Annotated in this window: 13 protein-coding genes, 1 other RNA gene and 1 pseudogene; all 15 read left to right on the top strand. The window is 50.1% G+C overall.

The window, feature by feature from the left end; all coding sequences use genetic code 11:
* Positions 1-7 precede the first annotated feature (7 nt).
* A complete protein-coding gene (gene dnaG, locus AN477_RS23280; protein ID WP_054971565.1) occupies positions 8-1813 on the top strand; it encodes a DNA primase in 1806 nt (601 codons plus the stop codon).
* Between the two features lie 31 nt (positions 1814-1844).
* A complete protein-coding gene (gene rpoD, locus AN477_RS23275; protein WP_054971564.1) occupies positions 1845-2972 on the top strand; it encodes an RNA polymerase sigma factor RpoD in 1128 nt (375 codons plus the stop codon).
* Positions 2973-3191: 219 nt separating this feature from the next.
* Positions 3192-4325 carry an acyl-CoA dehydrogenase gene (locus tag AN477_RS23270; RefSeq protein ID WP_054971563.1) on the top strand — a complete coding sequence of 378 codons (1134 nt, stop codon included), beginning with the start codon at positions 3192-3194 and terminating at the stop codon, positions 4323-4325.
* Between the two features lie 212 nt (positions 4326-4537).
* A complete protein-coding gene (locus tag AN477_RS23265; RefSeq protein WP_054971562.1) occupies positions 4538-5134 on the top strand; it encodes a YdcF family protein in 597 nt (198 codons plus the stop codon).
* A gap of 43 nt (positions 5135-5177) precedes the next feature.
* Positions 5178-5936, top strand: coding sequence for a tRNA (adenine(22)-N(1))-methyltransferase (locus tag AN477_RS23260; protein ID WP_054971561.1), 759 nt, complete (start codon positions 5178-5180; stop codon positions 5934-5936).
* A gap of 78 nt (positions 5937-6014) precedes the next feature.
* Entirely contained in the window at positions 6015-7121 is a 1107-nt protein-coding gene (locus tag AN477_RS23255) for a Nif3-like dinuclear metal center hexameric protein (RefSeq protein WP_054971560.1), read from the top strand.
* 227 nt (positions 7122-7348) lie between these two features.
* Positions 7349-7793, top strand: an RNA gene (gene rnpB, locus AN477_RS23555) — RNase P RNA component class A.
* 905 nt (positions 7794-8698) lie between these two features.
* A complete protein-coding gene (locus tag AN477_RS26015; RefSeq protein WP_425388206.1) occupies positions 8699-9208 on the top strand; it encodes a CBO0543 family protein in 510 nt (169 codons plus the stop codon).
* 128 nt (positions 9209-9336) lie between these two features.
* Positions 9337-9603, top strand: a complete 267-nt coding sequence (locus tag AN477_RS23240; protein ID WP_083486609.1) for a GrpB family protein — start codon at positions 9337-9339, stop codon at positions 9601-9603.
* A 77-nt stretch (positions 9604-9680) separates the two neighbouring features.
* Positions 9681-10055 (top strand): VOC family protein, encoded by a 375-nt coding sequence (locus tag AN477_RS23235; protein WP_054971556.1) that lies wholly within the window; start codon positions 9681-9683, stop codon positions 10053-10055.
* Between the two features lie 428 nt (positions 10056-10483).
* Entirely contained in the window at positions 10484-10732 is a 249-nt protein-coding gene (locus AN477_RS23230) for a hypothetical protein (protein WP_245631945.1), read from the top strand.
* A gap of 117 nt (positions 10733-10849) precedes the next feature.
* Complete coding sequence (locus tag AN477_RS23225; RefSeq protein ID WP_054971554.1) at positions 10850-11314, top strand: hypothetical protein; 465 nt, start codon at positions 10850-10852, stop codon at positions 11312-11314.
* Positions 11311-11850, top strand: a complete 540-nt coding sequence (locus AN477_RS23220) for a histidine phosphatase family protein (RefSeq protein ID WP_054971611.1) — start codon at positions 11311-11313, stop codon at positions 11848-11850. The genes AN477_RS23225 and AN477_RS23220 overlap by 4 nt, the downstream gene beginning before the upstream one ends.
* Before the next feature lie 26 nt (positions 11851-11876).
* The gene (locus AN477_RS23215) at positions 11877-12734 is read left to right on the top strand and encodes an alpha/beta fold hydrolase (RefSeq protein WP_054971553.1); all 858 of its coding nucleotides are present in this window, start codon (positions 11877-11879) and stop codon (positions 12732-12734) included.
* A 52-nt stretch (positions 12735-12786) separates the two neighbouring features.
* Positions 12787-13260, top strand: a pseudogene (locus AN477_RS23210) (GNAT family N-acetyltransferase); the annotation flags it as partial.
* Positions 13261-13279 lie beyond the last annotated feature (19 nt).

The following is a 13279-nucleotide window of genomic DNA, read 5'->3' as shown; positions in this document are numbered from 1 at the left end:
TGATGGGATGAGGCAAATCCCAGAAGAATTTGTCGAGACGTTACGACAGCGAGTCGATATCATTGACGTCGTTGGAGACTATGTACAACTTCGACGCTCTGGGCGCTCATACGTTGGCTTGTGTCCATTTCACAACGAACGAAGTCCATCCTTCTCGGTTTCACCCGAACGCCAGATGTACTACTGTTTCGGGTGCGGAGCAGGTGGAACTGTGATTCGTTTTGTTATGGACATTGAAGGGTTGACGTTCACTGAAACAGTTGTACGCCTTGCTGAACGAGCTAACGTTCAGCTTCCTGAATCGCTGGAAGAGACGATGCCGTCACAGTCTGAAACGGATCGATACCAAGCGATGAGGGACGCACATGAGCTTGCAGCCAAATATTATAGCTATATTCTAATGAATTCGAGTGCTGGTGTGCAAGCCCTAACGTATTTGGAAAACAGAGGAATTTCAAAAACGACGATGGTTGAGTTTCGGCTGGGGTTCGCTCCGAACACGGAACGACGGCTGGTCGATTTTCTCCGCAAACGAGGATTTGCTTCAGAACTGTTGGTTGACTCGGGCTTGGCTGTGGCTTTGGGCAATCAAGTGGTTGATCGCTTTCGTAACCGTGTCATGATTCCAATTTGTGATGGTCGGGGACAGGTCGTGGCATTCGGCGGCAGGGCGATGCAAAAGGAAGCAAAGCCAAAGTATTTGAACTCACCAGAAACGCCTCTGTTCCATAAGAGCAGCGTTCTGTTTAACCTGCATGCAGCAAAGAGATCCATCCGTCAGACGCAGACTGCAGTCATCTTTGAAGGGTACATGGATGTGATTTCGGCATGGCAAGCGGGTTTGAAGTCTGGTGTTGCCAGTATGGGTACCTCACTTACGGAGGAGCACGTTCGGCTGTTAAAGCGGTATTCGGACCGTCTCACGGTTGCGTATGACGGCGATGAGGCAGGGCAGCGGGCGACGCACAAAGTGCTAAGCCTGGCCCGGGACGCACACTTGGAGTGCCGCGTCGTGCAATTTCCGGAGGGCATGGACCCGGATGACTTCGCCAGGGAGTTCGGGGCGCCAGCGTTCGTCAGACAGTTTCAGGTCCAGGCCCTCACTGAAGTTCAGTTCCTCATTCAGGGACTGCGCAGAGAAGCCAACCTGGAAAGCCCGGCGGGTCGCACGGCTTATATCCGTAAGGCGTTAACAGTACTCGGTGAGCGAGCGTCACCGATCGAGCGTGACGAGGAATTGCAGAAGCTGTCTCAAGAGTTTCACTTGTCCCTCGATGCATTGCATCAGGAGCTCAAAATGCTGGCAAAGGATTCACAACGCCGTACTACACATAAGGTTGTTGCCCAGAACGCTGTTGTTAATCCAAACCTGGTGTCAGCAGATGTGCGGGCAGGAAATCATATTCTCCAAAGTTTATTGCTGTACCCGGAGACCTACGATTGGCTGTTGGAGCACGAAGTGATGGAGTTGCCTTTAGCGCAGCAAACGGCTCTGCTTGCTCGCTTATACGCCTACCGGGCAGAGTGTCCGGAGGGTTCACCAGTGCGATTTGTGGAGACTCTTGAGGATACTGAGTTGCGCAAGCTGGCTGCATCTCTGGCGGTGGGAGATGCCGCTGGGTTCGATCCGGCGTTATTAACTGATTGTGTTCGTTCACTGCGACTGCAGGAACTTGAAAACAGGTACAGAAATAAACTGCAGGAACTCGTAGAGGCACAGCTTGCTGGTGAGAGCGAACATGTGCTGGCGTGTAGACAGGAAGTGGAGGATTTACAAACGGAAATTACTCGACTCAAGACACCGCATGCGTGATCTTTGGTCGGGGTAAAGGAGGCGGGGACGAATGAAAGATGTAACGGAAGAAGCCCGCGAAGAACGTGGACTTACCCTTCAGGATGATAAGGCCGCGCTGACGGCCATTGGCAAGAAGCGGGGTACATTGACATACACAGAGATCGTCAATCGCCTTGCAAAACACGATTTGGATCCCGATCAACTCGATGAGTTTTTCGATCAACTCTCGGAATTGGGCATTGATATCCTGAATGAACGGGATGATGACTCAGATTCGAATGAGGATGAGGAAGGCCCTCAGGACGATGAGCGGATTGACCTGAATGACCTCAGCATGCCACCTGGGGTGAAAATCAGTGACCCGGTTCGGATGTATCTTAAGGAAATCGGGCGTGTGCCGTTGCTCTCTGCGGCTGAAGAAATCGAGCTCGCAAAGCGGATCGAGGACGGAGACGAAGAAGCGAAGCGTCGCCTAGCTGAAGCAAACCTGCGCTTGGTGGTTAGTATTGCAAAAAGGTATGTCGGTCGCGGGATGCTGTTCCTCGACTTGATTCAAGAAGGAAATCTCGGTCTCATCAAGGCTGTTGAGAAATTTGATTATCGTAAAGGCTACAAGTTCAGTACGTATGCAACATGGTGGATCCGCCAGGCTATTACGCGTGCAATCGCTGACCAGGCCCGAACGATTCGTATTCCTGTGCATATGGTTGAGACGATTAACAAACTGATTCGCATCTCAAGGCAATTGCTTCAGGAACTGGGTCGCGAACCAACCGCTGAAGAGATTGCTGCTGAGATGGATCTCAGTCCTGATAAAGTTCGCGAAATCCAAAAGATTGCTCAGGAACCTGTGTCACTCGAGACCCCGATTGGCGAAGAAGACGATTCTCATCTTGGTGACTTTATTCCGGATGATGAAGCTCTTGCACCAGCCGATGCCGCTGCATACGAGTTGCTTAAGGAGCAATTGGAAGATGTTCTCGACACGCTTACCGAGCGGGAAGAGAACGTATTGCGGTTACGCTTTGGACTCGACGATGGCCGTACCCGGACCCTGGAAGAAGTCGGCAAGGTGTTTGGCGTGACGCGTGAACGGATCCGTCAGATTGAAGCAAAGGCGCTGCGTAAGCTCCGCCACCCGAGTCGCAGCAAACGATTGAAGGATTTCCTTGAATAGATTGTGCATTGAATTGGTATTCCCATCAAGAGATATTTGAATCTAATGGTCGACCAGGCATCGCCGCGCCATGCCCGGTTGACCCTCTAACGGAGGGCCTTCGGGCCTTTTTTATTTGTAGTGAATGAGAGGAGAAAATTTACATATTGCGTGGAAGCGTTTTCGCAGCACGCAGATGCAGGTATAATAGAAACTGCAAATATGGAGGAGGGTATACTGTTGAACTTCGAGTTGACAAAAGAGCAAGCCATGATCCAGAGTGCAGTGCGTGAGTTTGCCGAAGCAGAAATCGCACCGCTAGCCGCGCAGTTGGATAAAGAATCTCGGTTCCCTATTGAAGTATTTCAAAAGATGGGCAAGCTCGGTTTTCTCGGCCTTCCCATTCCGGAAGAGTATGGTGGTGCAGGCGCAGACAATATCAGCTATTGCTTGGCTGTTGAGGAAATTGGGCATGCCTGCGGCGGGACAGGCCTGAGCTATGAAGCTCACGTGTCTCTAGCGTGCGTGCCTCTGCTCTTGTACGGGACTGAAGCTCAAAAACAAACATACTTGACGCCGCTGGCGTCTGGAGAAGGCATCGGATCGTTCGGGCTGACGGAGCCAGGCGCTGGGTCGGACGCAGGTGGAACCCGCACGACAGCGGTGTTGGATGGCGACGAGTGGGTTATTAATGGGAACAAGATCTACATTACGAATGGCGGCTATGCAAAGACAGTTGTCTTGACAGCTGTAACAGACAAAGAGAACCGTGGTATCAGTGCGTTCATCGTGCCGACAGATACACCAGGTTTTTCGACTAGCAAGCCTTATGACAAAATGGGTATGCGTGCCTCGAACACCGTTGAGCTCATCTTGGAAAATGTCCGTGTCCCTGCGGAGAACCTGCTTGGGCCTCTGAACGGAGGGTTCAAACAGTTTCTTTCCACCCTCGACGGTGGACGCGTCGCGATTGCTGCTTTGGCAGTAGGCATTGCCCGGTCCGCATTTGAGACCGCCCTCGGCTATGCCAAACAACGTCATCAGTTTGGACAGTCCATTTCGCGTTTCCAGGCTATTCAACATAAGCTCGCCAACATGGCAATGCATATCGATCTCGCTCGTAATGCGGTGTTTAAGGCTGCATGGTTGAAAGACCAAGGTAAACCGTACACTCTTGAGGCGTCTTATGCGAAACTGTTCGCTTCAGAGATGTGTACGGACACCTGTAACCAAGCCATTCAAATCCTCGGGGGCAACGGTTACATGAAGGAGTACCCGGTGGAGCGCCATTTGCGTGACGCAAAATTGATTGAAATTGGCGAAGGGACGTCTGAGATTCAGAGACTGGTAATTGCCCGTCAACTCGGCTGCTAAACCAGGCGTCATGAGTTGGACGTTGCAGATGCTGACGCCCGTTTTACGAAGCACTTGCTGACTTCCATCGCTAGTCCCAACTACCATCTCAGCCTGCAGGGAACAGTTCATCACAAGCATGTCTAAATTTCGTTTTACCTCCGTACAATATAGCGGAGCGGGCGGTAAGTCGTCTGCTTACTGTCTACTCCGTCTGTGTCGGGGGTGACGGAGTGCTAACAACCATTCTTATGGTTATCGGAGCCTTGGTCTTGGTGTGCATCGTAGTCATCAAGAGCCTGACAGACTCTGCGAGACTTTTGAAAAAACGAGGTTTACATACGCGTCCGGAGCCAGCCGACGTGGCCATCGTTCTCGGTGCGTATACACGCGGCTACCAACCCGGACGCGTTCTCACGGGGAGGCTGCGTGCGGCGCTTCATCTGTATCGGATTGGGTTTGTTCAGCACTTCATCGTGAGCGGCGGCAAAGGCGAGGACGAAACAGTTTCGGAATCCAGTTCCATGAAGCGTTTTCTGATTCTCAATGGTGTACCTCCGGAAGTTGTCCTGCAAGAGATGACCAGTGTCGATACCTGGGAGAACCTGCGCAATAGTCAGCTCGTCATGAAGCGCAATGGATTTACGTCAGCCATCATTGTAACCAGTGACTATCATTTACCTCGCGCCTTGGCGGTTGCGAAACAGTTGGATATGAATGCAACTGGGTTTGCCTCACCGTCTACCCGAAGGGAATGGCGGTCTGCTGTGCGTGAAGTTTTTGCACGCGCAAAGTACAATGTGAGTGGGCAGTCTGTGTGGCCTGAATAGGGGCATCAGCCGAATATGGCTGTAACAAAGGGGAACGTGTGCTTTGAATGAACAAGTAATCGCGGGGCTGTCTGACAGACTTGCGAAGATTGCAGCATGGGTGCCGCGAGGTGCCCGTGTGCTTGATGTGGGAACCGACCACGCACTTCTGCCGATTTATCTCATCAGGCAAGAGATGGCCGACTTCGTGATTGCTTCAGATGTCGCTAGAGGACCTTACGAAACGGCAAAAAGTCACGTTTTAGAAGCAGGGCTCGCAGGACGCATCGACGTGCGTCTGGCCAGCGGACTAAAAGCCGTCAACCAAGGTGAAGTAGACACGGTTGTCATGGCCGGCATGGGCGGCGCTACGATGGCTGATATTCTGGACGAGGGCGCCGTGATCCTCACCAGTTTAGAGACGCTCATCTTACAGCCGATGAACGGATGGTCGAAGTTGCGGAGAAGCCTGATCCACTATGGATTTGAAATTTCAGACGAGAGAATGATTGAAGAAGGCGGACGAAGTTACCAACTCATCTTGGCCCGACGGTCTACGTCTGCCGCCGCAAATAAGGTGTACGAGCCTTATATCCGTGAGGGATGCGGTTGGTTGGCTCTGGAGTTTGGTCCGATGAACCTGGCACGCCACAACGATGATGTCGTCCTTGGTGTTGTTCAGTCAGCTGCTGTCCATTGGAGAAGTATTGTGCAAAGTCTGTCTGGTGACGCAGGGGGCGCAACAACGGATCGGAAACGTGAACTGATGGGTCAACTGCACGAAATGGAGTCGTGGATCAACCGAACAGGTCGTGGTTCTTGAGGCATCGGATGACTTACCTAGGCGCTCAACGGCCAAAAGGGTGAAGATTTGCAACATCGGTATCGAGGGAGGGGTTTGGTGTCAGTTATTACAGTCGCAGATGTGATACGAGTAATGGACGAGTTTGCTCCACCTGAACTCGCGATGGATGGCGATAAGATAGGGTTGCAGATTGGCCGGCTCGATAAGCCCGTGAGACGGGTGATGGTTGCGCTCGATGCGTATCCTGAGGTTATTGAGGAAGCTGTTGCGATGCAGGCGGATATGCTTGTGACGCACCACGCAATGCTCTTTCGACCCGTTACGTCCATCGACACAGGGAGTGCGCGGGGAAAGGCACTTGCACAGGCAATTACAGCTGATTTGACCGTGTTCAACGCACACACGAACCTGGATATCACGAGTGGCGGAGTGAACGATGTGCTTGTCAGGATGCTCGGACTCAAACGAGTCGATATCCTGGAACGAACGCGCAATGAGCAACTTCGTAAACTGGTCGTGTTTGTTCCCAAAGACAGCCATGCGAAAGTTCTCGACGCTGTTTGCACAGCCGGTGCAGGGCATATTGGCGCATACAGTCATTGCACGTTCAATACACCGGGAATAGGCACGTTTCTTCCTGGGGAAGGAACCAGCCCGTACATTGGACAGGCTGGGACTGTAGAGCATGCTGACGAAGTGCGGCTCGAGACGATTGTGCCTGAGGGGCTTGTTGAGAGAGTTGTACGTGCGATGCTTGATGCGCACCCTTACGAGGAAGTAGCATATGACCTGTACCCGCTTGAACTGATGGGGAAGGCAAGTGGTCTTGGCCGCGTTGGAGACTTGGATACAGAGATGAAGCTCTCTGATTTTGCGGGTATTGTTCGAGACAAACTGGGGCTTAGGCACATTCGGTTCTCGGGGCACCCTGACAGGTTGATTCGACGCATCGCTGTAGTCGGCGGATCTGGTGGCCGATATGCGAAGCAAGCCATTCACAAAAAGGCAGATGTTTTGGTCACGTCAGACTGTGACCACCATACTGTTGCTGAAGCTCTACATGACGGATTGTCCATCATTGACGGAACGCACGCTGCCCTCGAGGTTCCTGTCCTTACGGAAGCAGCCAGATGGATTCGAGAACAAACAGGCGTAGAAGTCATTGAAACAACGGTCCAGGAGGACCCCTTCCGATGGATTTAGAAACTGGGCCTAAAAAAGACTGGGCTTGAAACGTACAGTCTTTGGAATCTGCAGTGACAGGAATGTAAACACACTGCTCGTGTTCCAATCTAAGAGTTTGTGTCACATCGAAGAGCATTTTGTGCATAAACTTCCAAGGGAATCACAGAGTTCCAGTACATACAGCCTTTATAGGTTGAGTGCACCTCACGAATGGGATATACTCATTGGTGCTGATTCGATGTTGGAAAGTAAGCTGGGCAATTGCCGGTGCAGTGCCGAAAGGCCGCACGGGAGGAAAGTCCGAGCTCCATAGGGCAGGGTGCCGGATAACGTCCGGCGGGAGCAATCCTAGGGATAGTGCCACAGAAATGTAGACCGCCGATGGCGTGAGCTCGTCTCACGCACAGGCAAGGATGCAACGGTGCGGTAAGAGCGCACCAGCAGTCTGGAGACAGGCTGGCTAGGTAAACCCCACCTGGAGCAAGACCGGATAGGAGCGCGCATGTGGCTGCCCGTCACGCGCTCGGGTAGGTCGCTTGAGCTGGCTGGCAACAGTCCGCCTAGATAGATAATTGCCGCTCCAACGTGCGAGGCATGGGGGTGCCGCGTGTGGTGAATGCCACATACGGGCGCGTAGATGCCGATTGCAGCACAGGAGAACAGAACTCGGCTTACAGGCTTGCTTTCCAACTCAGTTACATACCCTTCGGGGTTACCGCATCATTGTCAGGGCACAAGCCCGAGATGGTGCGGTTTTTTAATACTCTCAACATGTATACCCATATGGGGTATTGAGTCGTGCTTGCTGCCTGATACCGCCGCTCTCACGAAATCCACCTAACATCTACCAATTCTATAACTCTACTGCGCCCCTTTCTTTGCCGTGCCCACAGGTAGAATCGGTCATATTGTTCACGCAGTCGCTACTAACAAATAACCAACCTGTGATTTCTGTTTTACATGGGTGTATTACCACATTGTGTGGAAGGGAAAAGTATACTCAGGTGGTACCAATGTGGGAAGGTGGTGAAACCACCGTTGCTTCTTTTATTGGTGACAGTCGCCACGTTCATCGCAACAATCGTAGTGATGCCTAAACGAATAACTTGGATTCAAATGTATTCAACTGGGTGGTTCGCAATAGCCTTTGCCTGTCTTGTTGATACATATCTTGACCGTAAGCTTAAACTTTATGGTTTTTTGGTACAGGTGTAATTGGTTGGGAAACACTGGTTTTTTATCTTGGGTTGTACCCATTGTACAACGCAATCTTCCTTAACTTTTTCCCTACGTCAAAGTTGTGGAAACAATTATTATATATTCCGGGAAACGACGCATTCCTACTGTGTTATGAATCGGCAACTGTTCATATTGGCGTTCTGTTCTATCGCAATTGGAGTCTTATGTACTCTGGTTTTGCTTATCCGTTTATTTTACTAATTTTGTACGGGAATTGGAAAATTACGAAACGTTTTGTAAACAATTCGAGACGAGGCTGACTGTGGTTCTGGCAACGACCTATGACCGAAGCCGATAAGACAGGAAAAGACCCACGGTTGGATAGATTTACATACAAATTTTAGGGTGTGTTAGACATGTTTCACTTGATTGCGTCTGTAATTTGGATACTTATAGCGTGGCGATGGGGAGACTGGCGCAACTGGAGGAACTATCAGTCCACAATCCTTTATTTGATTACGTGTGACTTGGTGTACAACTTAATGACTTATAAATACACCTTGTGGGTATACACTCCAGCGTTCCCATTACCCAATGATACTGGCGTGAGTCTGTTAGTTATGTTCGTGATTTACCCATGTACACTTTTAATTTACCTTCCACATTATCCCAAAGGTTGGTGGCAAATCCTCTACATTCTTTTGTGGGCAGGCATATGGTCATGTGTCGAATGGGTTCTGACGTATCTTCATTTACTCCTTTACCAACATGGGTGGATATTTGGGTATTCAGTTGCGTTTGATATCGTTGCATTTTCGATGCTGCGGTTACATTACAAAAAGCCACTTCTAACGTATGCCTTGTCACTATTCGCGACGATTGCGCTGGTACTGATGTTTCATGTCCCAGTAAGTTCGATGAAATGAACCCACACATAGACTGTTAATAACAAAAGAGGCCAATCACAAAAAGCCGACTGTCCCAAAGTCAAAACTGCTTTAGCTATTTAAGCGTCAAGGCCAACGTTATCGATACTTTATCGAGCATCTGCTAAATCAAGCTGAAACTTCTTGCAGATATAGTTCGCTCAGAACACGTTCATGTCTACCAAGAGGGAAGTCCTGAAATTGAACGCCACTTGGCATTTCGGGATTATCTGCGAACCCACGTAGATGCAGTGAAAGCATACGGGGGTTTGAAACGACGGCTGGCAGAGCGGTTTCCATACGATGTTGAATCGTATATAGCCGGCAAGGACGGGCTGGTAAAAGATATTGAACAACGGGCGCTGATCTGGTATCAGGACCAACACCGAACCTAGTTCATGCGGTCTTTGAGAAGATTTTTTACGAACGATGATTTATTGTAGGTTTAGAAGTCTTTTCGAGGAGGATATGCATGACGAGACTAAAGAGCGTGGGGCAAGTTTCGGTCAGAGTAAACGACTTGAACAGGGCAGTTCAGTTCTATCGAGATATATTGGAACTAGAATTTGTATGGGAAACGAATCGCATGGCATTTTTCATGTGCGGAGATGTACGTCTCATGCTCAGTGTTCCAGAGAAGCCTGAATTTGACCATCCTGGTTCCGTAGTTTATTACACGGTTGATGATGTCCAGGAAGCGTACAACGAATTGCAGTTAAAAGGCGTGGAATTCCATGGCACGCCCCACGAGATAGGGAAGTTGGGAGATATCACGGTGTATATGGCATTTTTCACTGACTCTGAAGGCAACACTGTTGCGATTCAGGAGGAAAGGCCCACCGAATAAGAGTGGCGTGCCATTCGGGGATTGGGGCACCAGTGGCAAATCATAATTCACAGCCTCGAGATGGTCTCTGGTGTCTCCTCTGGTTCAAGGTTTTGTGTACTGAAGCAATCCACACTTTCACGAATGAACTTCCAAGACCCACTAACAAATCTAAACACCTGTACAAACATACATCATCTGCAGTCTTTTTGCCTTCCCGTTCAATGTCCGAGACCCCAAACATGGCTCCTTGCAATTCACTCTATTTATCGTAAACGTGATCAGGTAAACTTTACCTATCAGTGATAACGGATGCAAGGCTATACGTGCGTGAAAGTTTGACTAGGAGGAACCGCCGACAGTTAGACTGGGTTTATGTGGTGGAAGGTGTTAAACGGTTCTCCAGTAAAATGTATGGTCTGATATTCACCTATGTGTGGGGCCTTGACTTGCAAAATGACTGGGCGTACGTGGATAGAATTTGTAGCACGTTTGAAGACAGAGGTGGACAGGTGTATCTTGTGGAGCTTGAAGCCGACTTGGAAGTGAGGCTTGAGCGTAACAAGACTCCCCATCCGCTTGAACACAAACCTTCAAAGCGAGATGTCAAACGTTCGGAGCACGACCTGAAATTGACCGCTGAAAAACACAGACTGAATTCCGTAGATGGCGAAATCACCAGAGAGAACCTACATTAGGATAAACAACACACATATGAGCCCACAAGCAGTTGCAAAGACCATTAAAAACACGTTTAACCTATAGCAAAGTTGTTGTCAGTAGGAGACACGTAGCCGTGAAACCGGAGGTGACGTATGACAAAATCAACGTGTAGCTTTCGGTGGATTGGGTCTGATGAACCCCACCTTGACGATCCGTTAGTGTACTCCCAAGGGCGAGTGCACATTGGCGTCTATGGCGGTAACACCAATGCTGGTGCGGATAAAAATGAAGATGGGGCTTTGGCTTGGTCTGACGAAAGTGGAGAATGGGAATTCGCCATGATCATCGATGGACACAATTCTTCTGAAAGTGTGCGTCTTCTAGTGGATGAGATAGAGGCTCACCAGAGCGAGATCGAAGGGATTCTGTGCAACCCAGTCTCGCAAATGTTCAAGTACCTGCAACAGTACGTAGTCAATCTTTTGGCTTCGATACACACCACATCTGTTCGGGGAGAAAGCTCATGTCTCGTTGTGGCACGAAAAGGCTGCTATCTTACGTCAACCGATTTTCGCAATCGACGAGTGACCTTGGAGGGGATCGAGAGATGGAGATGAAGCGTCTATATGTAGTACGCCACTGCTCGGCTGAAGGTCAGGAGCCCGATGCTCTCCTGACGTGGGAAGGCCGAAAACAAGCTGAACGCCTGTCAGATTTTTTCAAGGACAAAAAGATAGATTCAATCATCTCGAGTCCCTATGTGCGAGCGATAACAAGCATCGAGCCACTAGCAGAAGCTCTCAGTCTGCAGGTGTATGATGATCCTCGATTGTCCGAAAGGGTTTTGAGTTCGGAGCCATTGGACAACTGGTTAGACTGCCTGGAACAAACATTTATGGATTTTAAGCTGTCGTATGATGGGGGAGAAACCAGCGCGCAAGCGATGGACCGGGCCACGCAGGTGGTGAATGAAGTCCTGGCGCGGGATCATCGTAACGTTGTGCTCGTAACGCATGGGAATTTAATGACGCTCCTGTTGAGACACTTTGATGAACGATTCGGGTTTCAAGAATGGGCAACGCTTACCAATCCGGATGTGTATCGGGTTACTGTCAACGAATCGGAAACGATTTTAGAGCGATTGTGGAAATAATGCAACGAGCACAGGGAGGTGAATCTATGTGGGAGAGGGTGTTTGTCCCAACGGATCGTGGGACGTTCGAAGTATTTGTGCGGGGGGCAGGAAAACCGCTGGCCGTCACGCATCTATACTCCGAATTCAACGAGACCGGCGACCGCTTCGCGAATACGATGGTGCCACATAGAAAAACTATTATCGTGAATTTGAGGGAGGCAGGCCGCTCTCCAAAGGCCGACAATCCAACGGATCTGGACATGGAAGAAACGGTAGAGGATTTGGAGGCAATTCGAAAATCACTCGGGTTTCAGATATGGGATTTCGCTGGCCATTCAACCGGTGGCATGTTGGGCCTCATGTATGCGGTGCGACATCAGGAATCCCTTTCATCCCTAATTATCGTAGGAGCTGCCGCGTCCAAGGATTATGCAGGCCAGGCTGATTGTATCTACAATCCGGAACATCCGCTGTATGAGCGTATGCAAGAGTTGCGGCGTCTACAGTTGCGGATAGATATCAGTATAGAGCAAATGCAAACGTATGGTCAGGAGACAACGAAATTGTCGCTCTTCAAGCCAGAGAACTACTCCCAGTATTTTTCAGGCAACGTCCGCAAGAGCGTGGCACCTGTCAGACTGGCCCATTTCTCAAGACATGATTTTCCAAAATTTGATTTGACGGGTGAGTTGCCAAACGTCCGTACCCGTACCTTGGTGATGTGTGGCAGGCATGATGTGCAGTGCCCGATCCGGTGTTCCGAAGAAATCAGTGACCTCATGCCAAACTCTGAGATGACCGTGTTTGAGGAAAGTAATCACTACCCATTTCTCGAGGAATCCGACAAATTTGCAGACACATTGGGGGCCTTCCTCAAACCCAAAGATGGGGTGACGATATGAGCTCAACGGATACGCAGTTTCATGAATTTTGTGAGACATGTGAGCATTCGGTATGACAAACATCCGTATCTTGACAGCCATGGATGCAGCCACATATCGAGATCTTCGAATTCAAGCACTAAGAACGAATCCAGAGGCGTTCGCAATCACATACGAGGACTATCTATTGAAGTCCATCGAGCAGGTGGCATCTCAGCTTGAGCCAGATGCTGACCATTTCACGCTCGGCGCATTCATCGAAGACAGGTATGATAACCTTGTCGGGACCGCAACGCTTGTACGGGAGCACTCACCCAAGATGCGCCACATTGGCAACGTTGTCGCCATGTATGTAGCGCCAGATGCTCGCCGGCAGGGTGTCGGTCGGGACTTGCTAACGGAGGTAGTTTGCAGGGCCAGGCAACTTGACGGCTTGGAACAACTAAGGCTGAGTGTCAACCGAGACAACGACGCAGCGATTTCCCTTTACCAGTCGGTTGGATTTCAGACCTATGGAATCGAGCCGAATGCGCTCAAATCAGCAACGGGATCATGGGATGAAGTAC

This window comes from Paenalicyclobacillus ferrooxydans, from assembly GCF_001399675.1.
GTDB lineage: Bacteria > Bacillota > Bacilli > Alicyclobacillales > Alicyclobacillaceae > Alicyclobacillus_B > Alicyclobacillus_B ferrooxydans.
Note: the sequence above shows the minus strand (reverse complement) of the source record. Positions and strands in the feature narration are given on the sequence as shown.